Genomic DNA, 20,103 nt, shown 5'->3' on the forward strand with positions numbered 1-20,103 from the left:
ATCGGCGCGCCGCCGCAACCCATGATGGGCCGCGATGTCGCACACCCGATGGGCCGCGATGTCGCGAAGCGACGAGCCGGCCCGGGGGTCCGGGGGCGGAGCCCGCCGGCTGGGGGTCTGGGGGCTCGGCCCCCAGAAGACACCCGGAACGACAAAGGGTGAGCGCTGTCCGCGAACAGCGCTCACCCATGGAGTGGAGGTGCCGGGAATCGAACCCGGGTCCTGTGGCGGTTCATCAGGGCTTCTCCGTGCGCAGTCCGCTATGTCTCTGCTTGACCCCACCAGTCATGCGGACGAGCTGGTGTGACGGGCCCAGTCGCTGTGAGTTTCCCGAACAGCCCCCGCGACCGGGACTGCTGGTAAGCCCTCTAGCTGATGCCGAGCACTAGGCCGAAGGCACTCCTAGGTCGACAACCACTAGCTCTGCTGTCAGGCAGCGAGAGCGTAAGCGGTGCGCTTGTCGTTAGACGTGGCGCTTATTGGTTTGCGATGACGCTTGCGGTGGTCTCTCGCCTGCACCGGCACGCTTCCCCTGAATCAACGTCCACAGTCGAAACCGTTCACCCCCTTGTAGTGGTGCGCATAGCATAACGACTGCAGCCACTGAGTTCTTCCCGAGGCAGGTAGGGCTGTCCCCACCTTCGACCGGATGGCTGGCCAGATGGTCTCTGACCAGCGGGAACGACAGCATGGACGTCATGAGGAAACCGAACGCGCTCGCAGCCGGGTTCTACCTGCTGACCAACCTGGTGACCGGCATCTTCTGGTTCACCCTCACGGTCGTGCTGACCGTGGTCGGGTTCGCGACGGCGATCCTCTGGGTGGGTCTTCCGCTGCTGTGGCTCGCGATGAACGTCGTGCGGGGCGGCGCGACGGTCGAGCGGGCGTGGGTCAGGGCGGCGTTGCGCACGGACATCCCCACGCCGTACCGCGACCGGCCGGAGGGCACGCTCTGGCAGCGCTGGAAGTCCCAGTTCACGGACCCGGCGACGTGGCGCGACTTCGGTTACCTCCTCCTGCTGCTGCCGCTCGGCATCCTCGAGTTCGGCGCGGTCGTCGCCATGTGGTCGGTCGCGGCGGCGTTCATCGCCGTGCCGTTCTGGATCGGCGACGCGCCGTTCGCGGTGGTCGTGGGCGAGTTCTGGACCATCGACTCGTTCGCGTCGGCGCTGCCGGTGACGCTGATCGGGCTGGCGCTGATCCCGTTCGCGGCGCTCGGCACGCGGTGGCTGGGGACTCTGCACGGGCGGTTCGCTCGGGGGATGCTCGGGCCGACGCGGGCCGACGCGCTGGCGATCGAGGCGGAGCGGCTGCAGTCGAGCCGGGCGCGGGGTGTGGAGGCGGCCGAGGCGGAGCGCCGGCGCATCGAACGCGACCTGCACGACGGCGCGCAGCAGCGGCTCGTGGCCGTGGCGATGGGGCTGGGCCGGGCGAAGTCGAAGATGGACACCGATCCGCAGGGTGCCGCCGAGCTCATCGCGGAGGCGCACGCGGACGCGAAGCTCGCCATCAAGGAGCTGCGGGACCTGGCGCGGGGCATCTACCCGTCGGTCCTGGGCGACCGAGGGCTCGACGCGGCGCTGTCCGCACTCGCCGCCCGCGTGCCGATCGAGGTCGACCTGCAGGTCAACGTCGACCCGCGGCCGCCGACGGCGGTCGAAAGCGCCGCGTACTTCACCGTCGGCGAGGCGCTCACGAACATCACCAAGCACTCCAACGGCACCAGGGCGACCGTGCGGGTCAACAGGGTGGACACGGGGGTGCTGGTGGAGGTCACCGACAACGGTCAGGGCGGCGCCGAGCTGAAGCCGGGCGGCGGTCTCGCCGGGCTCGCGGACCGGGCTGCCACGATCGACGGTGTGGTTGTCGTCGTCAGCCCCGTGGGTGGGCCGACCGTCATTCGAGCGGAGTTGCCGTGCGCGTGGTGATCGCTGAGGACTCGGTCCTGCTGAGAGAGGGCGTGCAGCGGCTGCTCGCCGACGAGGGCATCGAGACCGTCGCGGCCGTGGAGAACGGCGACGACCTGCTGGACGCCGTGACGGAGCACAAGCCGGACCTGTGCGTGGTGGACGTGCGGATGCCGCCGACGTTCACCGACGAGGGCCTGCGGGCCGCCATCGAGTGCCGCCGCCGCTACCCCGGCCTGCCGGTGCTGGTGCTCTCGCAGTACGTCGAGGAGCGCTACGCCGTGGAGCTCCTCGCGGGCGGCGCGAGCGGCGTCGGGTACCTGCTCAAGGAACGGGTCGCGGACGTGAAGGAGTTCGTCGACGCGGTGCGGAGGGTCGCCGACGGCGGCACGAGCATCGACCACGAGGTGATCACGCAGCTCATGGTGCGCAGCAAGAAGAGCCCCGTCGACAAGCTGACGCCGCGCGAACGCGAGGTGCTCGGGCTGATGGCGCAGGGCCTGTCCAACACGGCCATCGCCGCCGCGCTCGTCGTCTCCGACGGCGCCGTCGAGAAGCACGTCGGCAACATCTTCGCGAAGCTCGGCCTGGAGCCGTCGAACTCCGAGCACCGCCGCGTGCGCGCCGTCCTCGCCTACCTGGACAGCTGAAGCAGTCGGGCGCCGTTGTCGTGCAGCACCATCTGCAGGGCGGCGGCGTCCAGACCCCACGACCTGATGGCGTCGATCTGCACGTCGTACGGGTACGGGATGTTCGGAAAATCGGACCCCAGCACCACACGGTCCGCAAGCCCCGCGACGCGCGCACGCCAGTCGGCCGGCAACGGCACCATGGCCTCCGAGAAGGGAACGCCCACCATCGTCGTGTCGACGTGCACGTTCGAATAGCGCTCCACGAGGTCCAAAGCGCCTGAGTAGTTCGGCATGCCCGCGTGCGCGAGGACCGCCGTCAGCCGCGGATGCCGCCGGAGCACCTCCTCGAAGACGTCCAGCCCGGTGAACTCACCCGGCATCGGCCCGTCGCCGCAGTGCACGACCACCGGCACGCCGGCCTCCGCCAGCTGGCCCCAGACACCGTCCAGCAGGGCGTCACGCGGGTCGTAGGCACCGACCTGGACGTGCGACTTGAAGCACCGCGCACCGGCCTCCAGGGCCTTGCGCACGTACGCCTCGGCACCGGGTTCGGCGTAGAACGTGCCGGTCGGAACGGCCTCGGGCACGCGGACCGCGAAGTCGGCCGCCCACGCGTTCAGCCACTCCGCCATCCCGGGCCTGTGCGGGTAGAGCAGGGGCGCGAACGCGGAGACGCCCAGCTCCCGCAGTGCGGTGAGCCGGGCGTTCTCGTCAGTTCGGTACCAGATGATCCAGTCGACACCGCTTTCGCGCACGCGGTCGAAGTACGCCCAGACCTTGTCCAGGACGTTCTGCGGCATGAAGTGGACGTGGACGTCCACCAATGCCATCAGTAACGGCCCTTCAACGCCCGTCCGTGCGCACGCGCGATCTCGCGGTTCGCGTCGCGCTTCGCCAGGTCCTGGCGCTTGTCGTAGGCCTTCTTGCCCTTCGCGAGGGCGATCTCGACCTTGACGTAGCCGTCCTTGAAGTACATCTGCAGCGGCACGAGCGACAGACCCGACTCCTTGGTCTTGCCGATGAGCCGTTCGATCTCGCTCTTGTGCAGCAGCAGCTTGCGCTTGCGCCGGACCTCGTGGTTCGTCCAGGTGCCCGCGACGTACTCCGGGATGTGCAGCGCGTGCAGCCAGATCTCGCCGTCGTCGACCTGGGCGAAGGCGTCCACGAGGGACGCCCGGCCCATGCGCAGGCTCTTCACCTCGGTGCCGACGAGCTGAATGCCCGCCTCGTAGGTGTCCAGAATGGACCAGTCGTGCCGAGCCTTGCGGTTCGACGCGATGACCTTCTGCCCGCGTTCCTTGACCATGACAACCAGTCTAAGTGGTCGGCAAAACTCTTAAAGCCGCACGTAGAGACGCAGTGTCACGTAGCCGGTCGTCGCCGAGATGACGATGGCGACGAGGAACAGCCACGGCGACACGATCAGGATGTCCAGGTACCCGATCGGCGGGATGATCCCCGACTCGGTGAGGTTCCTGGTGATCCGGTCGAGGAAGAACGCCTTGAACAGCACCAGGCCGGCGACCGCGGTGACCGAGCCGATGATGCCCGCGACGACCGCCTCGATGAGGAACGGCAGCTGCGTGTACCACCGGGTCGCGCCCACCAGTCGCATGATGCCGACCTCGACGCGGCGGGTGAACGCCGACACCTGGATGGTGTTCGAGATCAGCAGCAGCGCGGCGAACGCCTGGATGAGCGCGAGGATCAGGGCGACGTCACGAAGGCCGTTGAGGCCCTCGAAGAACCTCTCCAGGAACTTGCCCTGGTCGTCGACGCCCTTCACACCGGGCTTGCCCTCGAAGGCCTGCTTGATGACGTCGGTGCGCTCCGGGTCCTCGAGCTTCACGCGGAACGTGGCGGGGATCGCCTCGGGACGCGCGAGCTTGAGCAGTTCCGGCTGGGCCTCGAAGATGCGCTTGAAGCGCTCGAAGCCCTCGTCGCGGTTCTGGAACACCACTGTCTCGACACCGGACGTCTGCTCCAGCTGCGAGCGCAGACCCGCGCACGGCTGCTGGGTGCAGTCCTTGTCGTTGGCGCTGACGTCGTTGGTCAGCAGCACGGAGACCTCGAGCTTGCCCGCGTAGTTGGCCTGCATCTTGTCGACCATGCGGACGACGAGCAGGCCACCGCCGAGCAGCCCGAGCGAGATGGCGGTCGTGAGGATCATCGCGATCGTCATCGTGACGTTCCGGCGAAGTCCGGTGATGACCTCGCTGAACACGAAGCTGGTACGCATCGGGGGCGGGGTTCCTTGGGGTTCGGGGGCTTAGGGACGCTTAACGGCCAACGCCGTAAACGCCGCGCGCGTCATCACGGACGACCTTGCCGTACGAGAGCTCCACCACTCGGCGGCGCATCGAGTCGACGATGCCGTGGTCGTGCGTGGCCATGATGACGGTCGTGCCGGTGCGGTTGATCCGCTCCAGCAGCAACATGATGTCCTGGCTCGTGTCGGGGTCCAGGTTTCCGGTCGGCTCGTCGGCGATCAGCACCAGCGGGCGGTTCACGAACGCACGGGCGATCGCGACGCGCTGCTGCTCACCACCGGACAGCTCGGTCGGGAACCGGTCCTCCTTGCCGTCGAGGCCCACCAGCTGCAGCACCTCCGGCACCACCTTGACGATGGTGTTGCGGGGCTTGCCGATGACCTCGAGCGCGAACGCCACGTTCTCGGCGACCGTCTTCGTGGGCAGAAGGCGGAAGTCCTGGAACACGCAGCCGATCGACTGGCGCAGGCGAGGGACCCTGCGCCGCGACATCTTGGCGACGTCGAAGTTGGAGACGTAGACGCGTCCCCTGGTCGGCACCTCTTCGCGCAGCAGCAGGCGCAGGAACGTCGACTTGCCGGACCCGGAGGGCCCGATCAGGAAGACGAACTCGCCCTTTTCCATCTCGACGGACACGTCGTCGAGCGCGGGACGCGTGGAGGTCTTGTAGACCTTGGAAACGTGTTCGAGACGAATCACGAGGCGCGAGTCTACTCATGGCCGGGGTAAAGCCCCCGTTCCGGTTACTTCCTGCCCCGGAAGGGCGGTCCGAATCTCGACCCGGCGTGTCCGACCAGGCACTACGCGTCCACGAAAAGAGCACGTCCTGCCCTCGTTCGGGGCGGAACGTGCTCTTCGGCTCTCGGATCAGCCCGGGACTACGCCTGCTGGGACTGCTTGCGCCAGCGGATGCCCGCCTCGAGGAAGTCGTCGATCTCGCCGTCGAGCACCGCGGACGGGTTGCCGACCTCGTGCTCGGTGCGGAGGTCCTTGACCATCTGGTACGGGTGCAGCACGTAGGAGCGCATCTGGTTGCCCCAGCTGGAGCCGGAGTCCTTCAGCGCGTCCATCTTCGCCTGCTCCTCCTGCCGGCGGCGCTCGAGCAGCTTCGCCTGCAGGACGTTCATGGCCGTGGCCTTGTTCTGCAGCTGCGAGCGCTCGTTCTGGCAGGACACCACGATGCCGGTCGGGATGTGCGTGAGGCGCACCGCCGAGTCCGTGGTGTTGACGCCCTGGCCGCCGGGGCCGGACGAGCGGTAGACGTCGACGCGCAGGTCCTTCTCGTCGATCTCGACGTGGTCGGTCTGCTCGACGACGGGCACGACCTCGACACCGGCGAACGACGTCTGGCGGCGGCCCTGGTTGTCGAACGGCGAGATGCGCACGAGGCGGTGCGTGCCCTGCTCGACGCTCAGCGTGCCGTAGGCGTACGGGGCGGTGACGCGGAACGTGGCGGACTTGATGCCGGCCTCTTCCGCGTAGGAGGTGTCGAAGACCTCGACGCCGTACTGGTGGCGCTCGGCCCAGCGCGAGTACATGCGCAGCAGCATCTCGGCGAAGTCCGCGGCGTCGACGCCACCGGCCTCGGCGCGGATGGTGACCAGCGCGTTGCGCTCGTCGTACTCGCCGGACAGCAGCGTGCGCACTTCCAGGCTCGCGATCTCCTCGCGCAGCTTGGCCCTGTCGTTGTCCGCGTCGGCCTGCGCCTCCGCGTCCTCGGCCTCTTCGGCGAGTTCGTAGAGCAGCGGCAGGTCGTCGAGGCGGGAGCGGAGGCCGGTGACCCGACGGAGCTCGCCCTGCTTGTGCGACAGCTGGCTGGTGACCTTCTGCGCCTTCTCCTGGTCGTCCCAGAGGTCAGGGCGGGTGGCCTGCGTCTCCAGGTCCGCGACAGCAGCGCGCAACGCATCGAGGTCCATCACCGCCTCGATGCTCGACAGCGTCGCGGAGAGGTCCTTGATGTCTGCTTCGACGTCCGGGTTCACGCAAAAAGATTACGCCAGCACCGGTCGCAGTTCGCGACCGGTGCTCGCAGGCGCCTTCCGGACGACGCCACCGCCGTGGTGCTTAAGCGGTGGGGATCGCGTCGAGGAGCTTGAGAACCGCCTTCGCGTGAGCGAGGCCGAACTCGGCCACCGCCTTGGCGTAGGGGTCCTCCGCCGTCTTGGCCGCGCTCTTGGCGCTCTCCTGCTCCTGACCGTAGGTGGTGCGTGCGGTCGTGATCAGGGACTCGCGCTGCTTCGCGGTCAACGAGCCGGCGTGCACCAGGCGCAGGATGAGCGGACTGCGCAGGTGGTCCGGGCCGGGCTCGGACAGCAGCCAGTTCTTGAAGGCCTTCTTGCCCGCGGCCGTCAGCACGTACTGCTGGCTCGACCGCGGTCCCTGCTTGCCGAGGCGAAGCAGGCCTTGGTCAGCCAGCGCGGGCAGCTCGCGGTACACCTGGGAGCGGGTCACGCTGAAGAACGCGCCGAAGCGGTCTCCTGCCTCCGCCACCAACTGGCCACCGGTCTTGGGTCCGTCGTGCAGCAGCCCGAGCAGGGCGGCTGCGGTCGCATTCAGGTCTGACACAACGACAACGTTCCCACGTCTGGGGGAAGCTGTCCACAATGGTCAGCCGTTCTGTCCACAGTGGCTGATCACCGGGCTAGTCTGATGGGCCATGCGGAGCAACGAAAAGTCTCGCTGAGTAAGCGGCAGTTTCACAGGCTCACGCGTTTGGCCGCTTGACCGTCCGTGTCCATCCCGGATGGAAAAGTCCTTTGTCAGAAACGAAACTCCCCCGCTCTCACTCGATCGGCGGTACGAGTCTCACCGGCCGGAGCCACCCGAATGGACGGTCGGGGGCCAGGCGTCGCACGACCTGGTGATGTCCGCGCGGACCTCTTTCCAGCGCCCGCAACTCCGGGAAAATGATCACTGCCAGGCAGGCGGCACGACGACGGAGGTCGGGGAGACCATGAAGAACCTGAACCTGAAGTGGCTGGACCACAAGAAGGTGGCGGCGCACACCAGGGCGTGGGTCACGGGCGGCATCCCGGAGCAGGCGGGCAAGGACGAGTGCATGGTGTGCGGCAAGCAGATCCGCAAGCACCGCACCGTCAACGGGGAGGGCCGCATCTGCTCCAGCATGCTGTGCGCCCAGTACTGGGCGGAGAACATGACCTGAACGACCGCCACGGCGTCCGGGGGTTCGCCCCCGGCACGGGCCTCGCCCTCGGGCAAGGCCCCATGCTCACTCAGCACAAAGCAGAAGGCCCGGTTCACGTTGTCCGTGAACCGGGCCTTCCGACTAGTAGCGGGGACAGGATTTGAACCTGCGACCTCTGGGTTATGAGCCCAGCGAGCTACCGAGCTGCTCCACCCCGCGCCGCTTCTAGCTTGTCTTGCTGTCTTGCTGTTGTAAGTAGAACTCTACACCCCCGGAAAACCGCTTTTTCACCACCCCCCACTAACCGCATCACCGCAGGTCATCCTCACCGGCACCGCCCGGCGCAGAGGAACCGGGAAACCTACGGGGGTCTGGGGGCGAAGCCCTCCAGGGCGGGGTTTGGAGGCTGCGCCCCCAATGTGAAATGCGAAAAAGCCCTGTCTGCGATCTCCGCAGACAGGGCTTCCTCACTTTGTAGCGGGGACAGGATTTGAACCTGCGACCTCTGGGTTATGAGCCCAGCGAGCTACCGAGCTGCTCCACCCCGCGTCGGTATGAATAGAACCTTACGCGGGGTGGAGCGGATAAAGCAAATCGTCAGGTCAGCCGGACGGTGTGGGGCTCGGCACAACCGACGACTGGCCCGTGGGCGGCGGCGCGGCCGCCCCGGTGTTGTACTGCTTGAACCTCTTCGTCGCGTCGTCCAGCTTCGCGTACGCCTGGCCGAGCTCGGTGAAGTTGCCGCTCGACTGCGCCCGCTTGATGTCGGCCAGCGCCGCGTCGATGTCGTTGACCGCCTTCTGCAGGTCGGGGCTGAGCGTCCCGTTGGCAGGCGGCGTGGACGACGGCGGCGTGGAGGTCTGGCCGTTGCCGTTGTTGTTGCCGTCCGAAGGCGGCGGCACGACCGCGCCGGCGCCGCTGAGCACCTGGTCCAGCGCCTCGTTCAGCGTGGACGCGTAGCCGACCCGGTCGCCGTACCAGACGAGCACCTTGGACAGCTGCGGGTACGACGTGTTGTTCGACGCCCGTTCGATGTACACGGGCTCCACGTAGAGCAACGCTCCGCCCACCGGAAGGGTCAGCAGGTTGCCGTAGACGACCGTCGTCTTCTGCTGGGTCAGCAGGTTGAGCTCACGGCTGACGTTGTCCGACGTGAGGAACTGCGTCTGGATCTGCTGCGGGCCCTTCGCGTCCTGGTTGAGCTGCAGGACGCTGATCTTCCCGTAGTTGTCCGGATCGGACGCGACCGAGACGTAGGCCGCCATGAACTCGCGGTTCTCGCGGACCAGCGGACTCTGCAGCTGGAAGCTGACCTTCTTCGGGTCGTTCGGGTCACCCGCCAGCACGTAGAACGGCGGCTGCCGGTCCCGGCGCTTGCTCACCGCGTCGCGCTGGGCGTCCGCCGTCGTGGCGTTGTCGATCGTCGGGTCCTGCGGCGGCTCCCAGTAGCCGACACCGGAGTAGAAGTCGGACGGCGACGAGACGTGGTACTTCGACAGCATCTGCCGCTGCACCTTGAACAGGTCCTCGGGGTAGCGGAAGTGCTGGCGCAGCTCGGTCGAGACCTCGCTGCCCGGCTTCACCGTGCCCGGGAAGACGCCCATCCACGCCTTGAGGACCGGGTCCTTGTCGTCGACCTGGTACAGGTTCACCGAGCCGTCGTAAGCGTCCACAGTGGCCTTGACCGAGTTGCGGATGTAGTTGACGGGCTTGTTGACCTGCGAGATGACGACGCCGTCCGCGGTGAGCGAGTCGTTGGTCGCGTCACCGAGCTGCGTGCGCTGCGCGTAGGGGTAGCTGTCGAGCGTCGTGTAGCCGTCGACGATCCACGTGATGCGGCCGTTGATGACGGCGGGGTACGGGTCGCTGTCGACCGTCAGCCACGGTGCCACCGCCTGCACGCGGTCCCTCGGCGTGCGCTTGAACAGGATCTTCGACTCGTCCGCGATCGACTGGTTGAAGAGGATGTTCCGCTCGCCGTAGTAGGCCGCGAACGCGAGCTTGTTGATCAGGCTGCCGATCGGGACGCCACCTGCGCCGGTGTAGGTGTAGGACTTGGCGTCCGTGTCGTACTCGGCGGCCGCGCCGTCCGGCCGGCCCCCGACGATCGAGTAGTCGTTCACGCCGAACAGCTCGCCGTAGTACGTGCGCGGCTGTTCGACCTTGATGCCGTTCTGCACGTTGCCGACCTCGCCGTTGGACTTGACCTCACCGGTCTTGAAGTCCGGGTAGCCGCCGTTGGTCTCGTCGGCGACCGCGTTGACCTTGTTCGCCTCGGCGTAGACGAAGCCGTTGCCGTGCGTGTAGACGAGGTGCTGGTTGATCCAGTCCCGCTGGCCCTGCGGCAGGCTGTCGAGCTTGAGCTCGCGCACCGCCACGATGTAGTCCCGCAGCTTGCCGTCCACTGTGTACCGGTCGACGTCGAGCTTGTTCGGGAACCCGTAGAACGGCCGCAGCTGCTGGAACTGGGTGAACGTCCGCGACAGGACGGCCGGGTCGAGCAGGCGGACGTTGCTCAGCGTGGCCGCGTCGTTGGTCTTGATCTGGTCGTTCGTGATGTTCTGCTTGCCCTCGTAGGGCTTCGTCTCGACCTTGTCCTCCGTCAACCCGAAGGACTGCCTCGTCGCCGCGATGTTGCGGGTGATCGACTCGGCCTCCTTCTGGATGGCGTTCGGCTTGACCGAGAACTGCTCCAGCACCGCGGGCCACGCGGCGCCGACGAGCACGCTCGACAGCACCAGCAGGACGGTCGCGATGGCGGGCAGCTGCACGTTGCGCATGAACGCGCCCGCGAAGAACGCCACGGCGCAGAACACCGCGATGCACATCAGGATCAGCTTGGCGGGCAGCACCGCGTTGAGGTCGGTGTAGCTCGCGCCGACGAACTTGTCGGTGTCGTGCAGCAGCAGCGTGTACCGGTCGAAGAAGTACGCCACGGCCTTGAGCAGCACGAACGCGCCGGCGACGAGCGCCAGGTGCAGCCGGGCCGGGCCGGAGAGCTGACCGCCCCGACCGGCCAGCCGGATGCCGCCGAACAGGTAGTGCGCGATCACCGCGCCGATGAACGAGACCGCCGTCGCGATGAACAGCCACGACAGCAACCACTCGTAGAACGGCAGCTGGAACGCGTAGAAGCCGATGTCGTGCCCGAACTGCGGGTCGGTCACGCCGAACGGCTGCGAGTTCATGAACAGCTGGATCTGCTGCCAGTCCGCCTGCGCCGACGCGCCCGCGATCAGCCCGACGAAGACGGGGATGCCGATCGCGAACAACCGCATCCGCCGCATCACGACGGTCCGGTAGCGCGCCACCGGGTCGTCGGGCCCGGACACCGGCACGAACACCGGCCGCGCCCGGTAGGCGAGGTAGAGGTTGAGCGCGACGATGCCGCCGACCACGGCGCCGACGGCCACGAACAGCCCCAGGCGGGTGACCAGCACTGTGCTGTAGACGTCGCGGAATTTCACCTCGCCGAACCACAGCCAGTTCACGTAGGTGTCGAGCAGCCGCGATCCCGTGATGAGACCGAACAGGAGCACTACACCCACGATGAGCAGTATTCGGCTGCGCCGGGACAGTTTCGGCAGTCCGACCGGAGGCCGTGTGGCCACGAGGCACGCTCCTGGATCGCGGTAAATCGATACGTACGTTTAGTCCAACTCTACGGACGACGCCCTGGGTTCCCGTGAAGTCCGCCGTCTTACGATGACACGCGTGTCAGCGAGTGAAACGCCAGCGGTCATCCTTCCGACGGTCGCCCGCGAGGTCGAGGAGTTCGTAGCGGCGGGCGGCTGGGACCAGCCCCCGCAGCTCTTCGCCCTCGTCTCCACCTCGGACCTGCTCGAGCAGCAGCCGGAGCTGCGCAGCCAGCTCGACCCGGAGTCGAGCCCGCTGACCCCGATCGCCCAGGACGCCCTGGAAGGCGATCTGGGCGACGCGCTCGCGGGCATCGAGTGGCCGCAGACCGTCACCGGCTGCGCACTGGCCCAGGAGATCGTCGTCCTCCCGCCGGAGGCGGAGACGGAACTGAGCCACGGCGAGCTGGACGACGAGGCGGCCCGCAGGTTCGCCGCCGAGCACCCGTCACGCCGCGAGGCCCGCCTGGTCGCGGCCGTGCTGCGCGACGGCTCGGTCTCCTGCGTGCTGCGCCTGCGCGGCACGGTCGAGGTGCCCGAGGAGTTCGTCGAGCACCCCGAGCTGGCCCCCAACCTCACCGACGCGCTGCTCGCCACGCTGCGGCCCTAGCGGCACTGGTCGTCACAGTCCCAGGCTGGCACAACCCCGGCGGGTGATCCCGCCGGGGTTGTCAAGTCGTTGTGCGCTGTTCGCGGCGAGCGGACAGGTCAGCAGCTCGGCGTCTCCTTGCCGGAGTTGAGCGCCTCCAGCGACGACACGGCGTCCGACAGGTTCTCGACCTTGATCAGCTTGAGCCCCTCCGGCGCCTGCTGCTTCGCGTCGTTGCAGTTGGCCGAGGGCACGAGGAACGCCTCCGCGCCGGCCTCCTTCGCGGCGACCATCTTGAAGGCGATGCCGCCGATGGGCTTCACGGTGCCGTCGCCGGTGATCTCGCCGGTGCCCGCGATGGCCTTGCCGCCGTTGAGCTCGCCCGGCGTCAGCTTGTCGACGATCGCGAGCGCGAAGATCAGGCCCGCCGAGGGACCGCCGACGTCCGACAGGCTGATCTTGATCTTGAACGGCACGTCCGCGCGGTCGACCGGCGAGATGCCGATGAAGCCCGCCGGGCGGCCGTCGTCGCGGGTGCCGAGGGTGAGCTGGGTCGACTGGGAGGTGCCGTCCTTCTCGAACGCCACCTCGATCCGGTCGCCCGGCTTGGTGTTCTCGAGCGCGGCGCTGACGTCCGCGGCGCTCTGCACCTGCTTGCCGTTGACCGAGATGATGCGGGCGCCGAGCGGGATGACGTTGTCCGCGGGGCTGCCCTTGGTGACCTGGTTCGCGATCACCATGCCCGGATACTTGAGGTAGTGCAGCGCGGCGACCTCGGCGGAGGTCTGCGACTCGCTGAACGCGAGCTCGTTGTTCTTCTGCACCTGTTCCTCGGACTCGCCGGGCTTGAAGAACTCCTCGCGCGGCGCCAGGGCGTACCGGCCGGACAACCACAGGCCGAGCGCGCCGAACAGCGAGACGTCGTCGGTGAGCGAGACCGTCGTCATGCGCAGCGTTCCCCCGGTGGGGAAGGTGTCCTGGCCGTCGACCGACACCACGTCGGCGTCCTTCACCTTGCTGAGCACGTCGTAGGTCGGGCCGGGGCCCAGCGCGACGTACGGGACCTGGACGAAGCCGCCCGCTGTCCCGAGTATCGCCACCACCAGGAAGCTGACGATCAGCGTCCACGTCCGGCGGGTCAGTCCGCGTTCCCTCGGCGGGGGCGCGGGTGGGGGTGCGGTCGTGACGGTTTCACTCACGGCTGAACAGCGTACGACCATGTCGATCCGCGTACGGTAGAGGCATGAGTGACGTGCCGTTCGGGTTCAGCCCGCACGACCCCGACGACAAGAGCGGGAAGCCGGGAGACAACCCGTTCGACTTCTCTCAGCTGGGCAACATGCTGAGCCAGCTGGGCGCGATGCTGAGCAGCGCCGGGACGTCGAGCGGGCCGGTCAACTACGACCTCGCCAAGCAGATCGCGTTCCAGCAGCTGTCCTCGACGACGACCACAATCGGGTTCGCGTCCGACCAGTCGAGCGCGGTCACCGACGCCGTGCACCTGGCGGAGATGTGGCTCGACCCGGTCACCTCGCTGCCCGCCGGCACCCGCACGACGCAGGCGTGGACCGCGCGCGACTGGATCGAGCGCACCATCCCGACGTGGCAGCGGCTGTGCGACCCGGTCGCGCAGCGCATGTCCGGCGCCTGGGTCGAGGCGATGCCCGCCGAGGCGAAGCAGGCGGCCGGTCCGCTGCTGTCCATGCTCGGGCAGATGGGCGGCATGGCGTTCGGCTCGCAGCTGGGCAACGCGCTCGCGCAGCTCGGCTCCGAGGTCCTCACCTCGACCGACGTCGGACTGCCGCTCGGGCCCGAGGGCACCGCGGCGCTGCTGCCGGCGAACATCGAGAAGTTCACCGAGGGCCTGGAGCGTCCCGCGTCCGAGGTGATGGTGTTCCTCGCCGCCCGCGAGGCCGCGCACCAGCGCCTCTTCACGCACGTGCCGTGGCTGCGGCAGCGCCTGCTCGACACCGTCGAGGAGTTCGCCAAGGGCATCAAGGTCGACACCTCCGCGCTGGAGCAGCTCGCGGGCCAGATCGACCCGTCGAACCCCGCCTCCATCGAGGAGGCCATGGGCTCGGGCCTGCTCGAACCGCAGACCACCCCGGAGCAGAAGGCGGCGCTGAACCGCCTGGAGACGCTCCTCGCCCTGGTCGAGGGCTGGGTGGACGTCGTGGTCGACGCCGCCGTCTCCGAACGCCTGCCCGGCGCCCCCGCGCTGCGCGAGACGCTGCGCCGCCGCCGCGCCTCCGGTGGCCCGGCCGAGCAGACGTTCGCGACGCTCGTCGGCCTGGAGCTGCGCCCGCGCAAGCTGCGCGCCGCCTCCGCGCTGTGGAAGCTCATCGGCGACCAGCACGGCGTCGAGGTGCGCGACGGCGTCTGGGAGCACGCCGAGCTCGTCCCGACGGCCGAGGACCTGGACGACCCGCTGGAGTTCGCCGAGCGCCTGACCAACACGCGCAACGCCCTCGAGGACCCGATCGCCGAGCTGGAGCGCACCATGCGCGAGGACGGCGGCAAGGGCGACAAGCCGGAGGACGGCCAGCCCGACGCGAGCTGACCTGCGGTTGCGGAACGTGCGACGCGCCCGGCGAGGTTCTCCTCACCGGGCGCGTCGCTCGTGTTCGAGGAGGCCCGGCGAGCACACCCCCGCCAGGCCCTTCGCGGCGATTCGATCAGTCTTCGGTGATCCCCCAGCCTGCGGCGGCCGAGAGGCCCTCCAGATACCCCATGGCCCGCTCGGTCTTCTGGTAGCGGTGGACCCACTCCCAGAAGTCCTTGCCGTGCCCTGGGACCAGCAGGTGCGCGAGCTCGTGCACCAGCACGTAGTCGAGCACCCACGGCGGCACGTCGCGCAGCCGTTCGGACACGCGGATCGTGCCCTCCGTCGGCGTGCACGACGCCCAGCGCGTGCGCATGGGCGGCACCCAGCGCACGCTCACCGGATCAGCCAGCGAGTCCAGGTAGCGCGCCGACAGCTCGGCGCACCGCGCCATCAACGCCTCGTCCGATGTCCGCGCAGGGGACTTCCTGCGCGTCTCGCTGCGCTGGAGGCGGCTCAACATCTCCGCCACCCAGTGCTTCTCTTCCCCCTTGGTCATCCGTGCCGGTAGGAGGACGACGACGGTGTCACCCTCCCGGTACGCGCTGACCATGCGGCGGCGCCGGGGGCTCCGCCGCACTTCCACCCGCGGTTCGGCCATGCAGTCACCGTAAACGGCGTCACCGACAATTTTCGGCCCCCAACCGGCGGCAGGCGCGCACCCGGCGGGTGAAGTTCCACCGAACGGCGGCTGGACACGCGCGGGAACGACATGCGCGGTTTCACGCCCTCGCAGAGGTACCGTCGCGCCAAGGTCCCCGAGTGTGTCCGCACTCACAACTGCAAGGGAGGGGCTGTGGCCGAGTCCTACAACGGCTATTGCGTCAAGTGCCGCGAGAAGCGGGACTTCGACGGCAACGTCGAGGAGACCAATGGTCGGCGCATGGCGAAGGGCACCTGCCCTGTCTGTGGCACGAAGATGACGCGGATCCTCGGCAAGGCCAAGGTCTGACGTTCGCGCTGGCAGGGGGCGCCGCCCCCTGCCAGTCTTGCCGTCGTGGACATGAGACCTCGCGTGCGTGCAGGACTGGCCGTGGTGCGCAGATCCCCCGGCGTCGTCCAGGTCGGCATCGACCCGAAGCACGCGGTCGTGATCGACTCGCTGCCCGAGGCGCTGGTCGACGAGCTGGTCACCCTCGACGGCCGGCACACGGTCGCTGAACTGGGTGAAAAGCTGAAATCCCGCGGCGAGGACCCCACCCAGCTGGGTGAAGTTCTCGCTTCACTCGACGAAGCAGGTCTGCTCGACGGCGAGTCCTCCGCGAGGGGTGGGACGGCCGCCGTTCACGGGTCCGGGCACCTCGCGCTTTCCATCACTTCGCTCCTGGCCGAATCCAACGTCCAGCTCGCGCACAACGCGGATCTGACGGTGCTGGCGGCGACTCTCGTCCCCGATCCGAACCTCGTCAGCACGCTGATGGCGTTCCGAACGCCTCATCTGGCCGTGCGCGTGCGTGAGGGCGTGGGCATCGTCGGGCCGTTGGTGCTGCCAGGGCGTTCGTCATGCCTGAACTGCGCGGACCTGCACCGTGCCGACCAGGACCCGGCCTGGCCCGTCATCGCGGCCCAGCTCGTGGGCAGGCCCGCGTCCACCGACGTGTTGTTCGCGTCGGGCACGGCGGCGCTGGCCGTGGCGCAGGTCCTGGAGTCGCTGGTCTACGTCAACGGGCACGAGCAGGCCCCGCCGGCAGTGCTGAACGCCACCCTCGAACTGGACCTCGCGACCGGGGTTGCTGAGAGGCGAAGCTGGTATCCGCACCCTGACTGTCAGTGCTCCGCACATAACATGGCCGAGTGACCGAGATTCCGCGCAAGGCCGTGCAGCGCACCGCCAAGCTGGCGAGCCTCCCGATCGGGGTGGCCGGCCGGGTTGTCGGCGGCTGGGGGAAGCGACTCACCGGACGCGCGGCCGACGAGGTCAACGCCGAGGTGACGGCCAAGACGGCGGAACAGGTCTTCGCGGTGCTGGGCCAGCTCAAGGGCGGCGCCATGAAGTTCGGCCAGGCCCTGAGCGTGTTCGAGGCCGCGGTCCCGGACGAGCTCGCCGCGCCGTACCGCGAGGCCCTGACGAAGCTGCAGACCGCGGCCCCGCCGATGCCCGCCCGCACCACGCACCGCGTCCTCGCCGAGCAGCTCGGCGCGTCCTGGGCGAAGCGCTTCCAGTCGTTCGACGACACGCCCGCCGCCTCGGCGTCCATCGGCCAGGTGCACCGCGCCGTGTGGCACGACGGCCGCGACGTGGCGGTGAAGGTCCAGTACCCCGGCGCGGACGAGGCCCTGCGCGCCGACCTGAAGCAGCTGCTGCGCTTCTCGAGGCTGCTGCAGGCGATCATGCCCGGCGCCGAGGTGCGCCCGCTGCTCGAGGAGCTGCGCGACCGGTACCTGGAGGAGCTCGACTACCGCGACGAGGCCGCGAACCAGCGCACGTTCGCGAAGGCCTTCGAGAACGACCCGCACGTGGTGGTCCCCCGCGTGATCGCCTCGGCGCCCAAGGTCATGGTGACCGAGTGGACCTCCGGCGTCGGCCTGTCGCACATCATCCGCGAGGGCACGGTCGAGGAGCGCGACCTGGCCGGGCAGCGGCTGGCCGAGTTTCACTTCTCGGCCCCGTCCCGCTCGGGCCTGCTGCACGCCGACCCGCACCCCGGCAACTTCATGCTGGGCGACGACGGCCGCCTGCGCGTGATCGACTTCGGCGCCGTGGCCCGCCTCCCCGACGGCCTGCCGAAGACCCTGGGCCTGATGACCCGCCTGGCCCTGGACGGCCGCTCCGCCGACCTGGTCGAACTGCTGCGCACCGAGAACTTCATCCGCGAGGGCATGGAACTGCACGGCGAGGACGTCCTCGGCTACCTGGCGCCCTTCGTGGAGCCGCTGCGCACCGAGTCGTTCCACTTCACCCGCCGGTGGCTGCAGTCGCAGGCGGAGCGCGTGGGCGACCTGCGCAGCCCGGACTCGCAGACGGGCCGCTCCCTGAACCTGCCGCCGCAGTACCTGCTGATCCACCGCGTGACGCTGGGCGCGACGGGCATCCTCTGCCAGCTCGACGCCCACGTGACGGCCCGCGAGATCGTCGCCCGCTGGCAGCCGGGATTCGACGACTAACTCGTCCGAGTGAACCCGGGCAGAGTTGTCCACAGGTTGCGGTCGACCCCGATCTCCCCCTGTCCGCATGGGCCACGATGACCCCATGGCACCCATCACAACCACCGCCGACCTGCGCCGATCCGGATACTCCTCACGTCAGGCAGTGCGCCACTGCGCCCCACTCGGGCCGTGGCAGCGCCTGCTGCCCGGCGTGGTCCTGACCTCCCCGTCCCCGCCCACCCGCCTGGACAGGCTGCGCGCCGTCCTCGCCTTCACCGGCCCCACGTCGGTCATCACAGGAGCCGACGCCCTGGTCCGCCAAGGCGCAGCGGTCCCCCTCCCCCGCCACGTCCACGTGCTCGCCGGCTCGAACACGCGAAGAGCCCACCCAGGCATCCTGTTGGAACGCACCAGCCGCCCACCCGCCGTGGTGGAGCGCCACGGCCTACGGCTCGCCGCCGCCGCACGGGCCGCGGTGGACCTGGCCCGGCGAGAGCTGAACCCGCGCACCGTGGTGGCCGTCCTCGACGCCGTGGTGGAGGCGCGGTTGTGCTCGCCCGCCGACCTGCGGGAGGAGGTGAAGGCGGGATGCCGACGGGGAACGGCGCTGGTCAGGCAGGCCTTGGCCCACCTCTACCCGACCTGACGGCGGCGGCGCGTGTTGTGCGACGCGCGCCTCCTTGACCCGAGTCAGCGGACGGCCTCCGCTGCGACTGTCCCGGCTTGCCGCACCAGCTCGCGGACGCCCACCCGGTATCCGCGCTGGGCCTCGCACCCAACCCACGGCAACGCGGCGCCCTGCGGCTGGCGGCTCACACCCATGAGCCCGCCCGCACGCCAGCCACCCCAGAACTCGCGCTTCCCTCAACACCCCACCCACCAGCGCGGGGCCCGCGCCCCAGGGTGGCTCAACGCCAGTACTCGTCCGGCAACTTCCCCTCGATGTCCCGCACGTGGCTCTTGGAACACCCCACGCACAACCACCGCAGTCCCCCACCCACCCGCTCCGAAGACCAGGCCAGCAACTCGAGGTCGGAAACGGAGGAACGCAGCCGCCCACATCTGTGGCAAGAGGCCGAAGGATCCGACGAAGCCGCCGAACCAGCCGTCACCGGCGCCGTCCCACGTGCACGGTGTCGGTCTCCAGCAGGAAGACGTCCTCGCGGGCGCCGACGTACTCCGAGTCGGAGGGGTTGAGCAGGCGGCGCAACGCCTCGCGGTCGGCCGGGTGCAGTGAAGGGCTCGTGACCTCGGCCAGCCAGGTCAGGCGGTCTGCTGCCCAGTCCCGGACCAGCTGCTTCGCCGGGGCCGGGTGGTCGACGACGAAGCTGAAGGCGCTGATCTCGCCGAGGCCCGCGTCGGCCAGAGCCACGTTCCAGCCGACGGGGAGGCGGACGGCGCCCGTCATGTTCTCGCGCATCGACACGAACCAGTCGGCTCGGGCCGCGGCCAGGCGGTCCTGGAGGCCCGGTGCGCCGACGCCGAGGTCCCACGGGAGGAAGCGGGTTTCGAGGCCGCCTTCCGCGAGGGCCAGCCAGCCGCCGGGGGCGAGGGCCGAGACCAGGCGCTTGACGCCGCGCAACTGATCGGGGAGGTGGTGGATCACGCGGGAGCCCCAGATGAGCTCGACCGGACCCGCGAACGACAGCGGGTCCTCGGACGACAGGTCTGCGAGGACCGGTTTGACCTGCACGACGCCGTCCGATTCGAGACGTGCCGCGGTGCAGGCCGCGTCCAGCAACTCGGGGGTGGCGTCGACCAGGACCAGCACGCCGCCGCCGTGGTCGCGCAGCGCGGAGACCAGGGGGACGCTCATGGAGCCGGCGCCGCAGCCGACGTCCATCACCACCGGTGAGTCGGGCAGTGGTTGGACGAGGCGGCGCGCGACCGAGGTCAGCGCCTCCGCCTGGAGCGAGCCGTAGCGCCTCATCGCGTGGAGGCGGGAGGACCAGTCGATTCCGTCGTGTGTGTGGTGCGGCACAAAGGGGACGGTACGGAGGAACGGCCGAGGCCGCCATCCACCTTCTCGTGGATGACGGCCTCAGCTCGAGACTGTCAGAGGTCGAAGCGAGCCGCTCTGCGTCCCGCCCATCGCGACAACCTGCGCCAACGTTGCGCTGACGCGAGGCGGTTCGCCACGCGTTGCTCTTCAGCGAACCTCTGGGCTTCTTGTATTCGTATTCGCACGAGTTCTTCGTTCAGAGACATGGGAGTCAGGCCCTCGTTCAGGTAGGCG

At 68.9% G+C, this 20,103-nt stretch carries 19 protein-coding genes, 2 tRNA genes and 1 other RNA gene; 9 read left to right on the forward strand and 13 right to left on the reverse strand.

The features are described from left to right. Positions 1-191 precede the first annotated feature (191 nt). Positions 192-568: a transfer-messenger RNA gene (gene ssrA, locus ND450_RS26520) on the reverse strand. A gap of 121 nt (positions 569-689) precedes the next feature. Between ssrA and ND450_RS26525 the strand changes: the two genes are divergently transcribed. Both ND450_RS26525 and ND450_RS26530 read left to right on the forward strand, forming a co-directional pair. Beyond that, on the forward strand, positions 690-1,928 hold the full coding sequence (locus tag ND450_RS26525; RefSeq protein ID WP_371927416.1) for a sensor histidine kinase: 1,239 nt from the start codon (positions 690-692) through the stop codon (positions 1,926-1,928). Beyond that, positions 1,916-2,557, forward strand: coding sequence for a response regulator transcription factor (locus tag ND450_RS26530; protein WP_253321339.1), 642 nt, complete (start codon positions 1,916-1,918; stop codon positions 2,555-2,557). Before ND450_RS26525 ends, ND450_RS26530 begins: the two co-directional genes overlap by 13 nt. Here ND450_RS26530 and ND450_RS26535 read toward each other — a convergent pair. The 6 genes from ND450_RS26535 to ND450_RS26560 form a co-directional block, all read right to left on the reverse strand. Then, the gene (locus ND450_RS26535) at positions 2,542-3,369 is read right to left on the reverse strand and encodes an amidohydrolase family protein (protein ID WP_253321340.1); all 828 of its coding nucleotides are present in this window, start codon (positions 3,367-3,369) and stop codon (positions 2,542-2,544) included. The genes ND450_RS26530 and ND450_RS26535 overlap by 16 nt on opposite strands. After that, positions 3,369-3,845, reverse strand: a complete 477-nt coding sequence (gene smpB, locus ND450_RS26540) for an SsrA-binding protein SmpB (RefSeq protein ID WP_089921822.1) — start codon at positions 3,843-3,845, stop codon at positions 3,369-3,371. The genes ND450_RS26535 and smpB overlap by 1 nt, the downstream gene beginning before the upstream one ends. 30 nt (positions 3,846-3,875) lie before the next feature. Further along, a complete protein-coding gene (gene ftsX, locus ND450_RS26545; protein ID WP_089921821.1) occupies positions 3,876-4,778 on the reverse strand; it encodes a permease-like cell division protein FtsX in 903 nt (300 codons plus the stop codon). 40 nt (positions 4,779-4,818) lie between these two features. Then, the gene (ftsE, locus tag ND450_RS26550) at positions 4,819-5,508 is read right to left on the reverse strand and encodes a cell division ATP-binding protein FtsE (protein WP_030470385.1); all 690 of its coding nucleotides are present in this window, start codon (positions 5,506-5,508) and stop codon (positions 4,819-4,821) included. A gap of 179 nt (positions 5,509-5,687) precedes the next feature. Further along, a complete protein-coding gene (gene prfB, locus ND450_RS26555; protein ID WP_089921820.1) occupies positions 5,688-6,791 on the reverse strand; it encodes a peptide chain release factor 2 in 1,104 nt (367 codons plus the stop codon). 82 nt (positions 6,792-6,873) lie between these two features. Next, on the reverse strand, positions 6,874-7,374 hold the full coding sequence (locus ND450_RS26560; RefSeq protein ID WP_089921819.1) for a PadR family transcriptional regulator: 501 nt from the start codon (positions 7,372-7,374) through the stop codon (positions 6,874-6,876). Between the two features lie 388 nt (positions 7,375-7,762). Between ND450_RS26560 and ND450_RS26565 the strand changes: the two genes are divergently transcribed. Then, complete coding sequence (locus ND450_RS26565; protein ID WP_089922009.1) at positions 7,763-7,972, forward strand: hypothetical protein; 210 nt, start codon at positions 7,763-7,765, stop codon at positions 7,970-7,972. Between the two features lie 127 nt (positions 7,973-8,099). Here the strand turns inward: ND450_RS26565 and ND450_RS26570 are convergent. The 3 genes from ND450_RS26570 to ND450_RS26580 form a co-directional block, all read right to left on the reverse strand. Further along, positions 8,100-8,173 (reverse strand) — tRNA-Met (locus ND450_RS26570). Between the two features lie 256 nt (positions 8,174-8,429). Further along, positions 8,430-8,503: transfer RNA gene (locus tag ND450_RS26575), tRNA-Met, on the reverse strand. Between the two features lie 53 nt (positions 8,504-8,556). Beyond that, positions 8,557-11,565, reverse strand: a complete 3,009-nt coding sequence (locus ND450_RS26580; RefSeq protein ID WP_256557313.1) for a UPF0182 family protein — start codon at positions 11,563-11,565, stop codon at positions 8,557-8,559. Positions 11,566-11,659: 94 nt separating this feature from the next. Here ND450_RS26580 and ND450_RS26585 point away from each other — a divergent pair, with 94 nt between their 5' ends. Further along, positions 11,660-12,199, forward strand: a complete 540-nt coding sequence (locus ND450_RS26585; protein WP_253321341.1) for a PPA1309 family protein — start codon at positions 11,660-11,662, stop codon at positions 12,197-12,199. Between the two features lie 98 nt (positions 12,200-12,297). On the opposite strand, the gene ND450_RS26590 is transcribed toward ND450_RS26585, so the two are convergent. Continuing rightward, a complete protein-coding gene (locus ND450_RS26590) occupies positions 12,298-13,377 on the reverse strand; it encodes a PDZ domain-containing protein (RefSeq protein ID WP_253321342.1) in 1,080 nt (359 codons plus the stop codon). Positions 13,378-13,421: 44 nt separating this feature from the next. On the opposite strand from ND450_RS26590, the gene ND450_RS26595 reads away from it, so the two are divergent. Continuing rightward, a complete protein-coding gene (locus ND450_RS26595; protein WP_253321343.1) occupies positions 13,422-14,738 on the forward strand; it encodes a zinc-dependent metalloprotease in 1,317 nt (438 codons plus the stop codon). Positions 14,739-14,853: 115 nt separating this feature from the next. Here the strand turns inward: ND450_RS26595 and ND450_RS26600 are convergent, their stop codons facing one another. Then, positions 14,854-15,381, reverse strand: coding sequence for a M48 family metallopeptidase (locus tag ND450_RS26600; protein ID WP_089921814.1), 528 nt, complete (start codon positions 15,379-15,381; stop codon positions 14,854-14,856). Between the two features lie 195 nt (positions 15,382-15,576). On the opposite strand from ND450_RS26600, the gene ND450_RS26605 reads away from it, so the two are divergent. From ND450_RS26605 to ND450_RS26620, 4 genes are all read left to right on the forward strand, one after another. Further along, the gene (locus ND450_RS26605) at positions 15,577-15,732 is read left to right on the forward strand and encodes a DUF5679 domain-containing protein (RefSeq protein WP_189160476.1); all 156 of its coding nucleotides are present in this window, start codon (positions 15,577-15,579) and stop codon (positions 15,730-15,732) included. A 51-nt stretch (positions 15,733-15,783) separates the two neighbouring features. After that, on the forward strand, positions 15,784-16,578 hold the full coding sequence (locus ND450_RS26610) for a TOMM precursor leader peptide-binding protein (protein WP_253321344.1): 795 nt from the start codon (positions 15,784-15,786) through the stop codon (positions 16,576-16,578). After that, on the forward strand, positions 16,575-17,885 hold the full coding sequence (locus tag ND450_RS26615) for an AarF/ABC1/UbiB kinase family protein (RefSeq protein WP_253321345.1): 1,311 nt from the start codon (positions 16,575-16,577) through the stop codon (positions 17,883-17,885). Before ND450_RS26610 ends, ND450_RS26615 begins: the two co-directional genes overlap by 4 nt. Before the next feature lie 85 nt (positions 17,886-17,970). Next, positions 17,971-18,513, forward strand: coding sequence for a hypothetical protein (locus ND450_RS26620; RefSeq protein ID WP_253321346.1), 543 nt, complete (start codon positions 17,971-17,973; stop codon positions 18,511-18,513). A 462-nt stretch (positions 18,514-18,975) separates the two neighbouring features. Here the strand turns inward: ND450_RS26620 and ND450_RS26625 are convergent, their stop codons facing one another. After that, positions 18,976-19,848: a trans-aconitate 2-methyltransferase gene (locus tag ND450_RS26625; protein WP_253321347.1), complete on the reverse strand. Its 873-nt coding sequence runs from the start codon at positions 19,846-19,848 to the stop codon at positions 18,976-18,978. Between the last annotated feature and the right edge of the window lie 255 nt (positions 19,849-20,103).

It is taken from the genome of Lentzea sp. HUAS12 (assembly GCF_024125735.1).
Taxonomy (GTDB): Bacteria; Actinomycetota; Actinomycetes; order Mycobacteriales; family Pseudonocardiaceae; genus Lentzea; species Lentzea albida.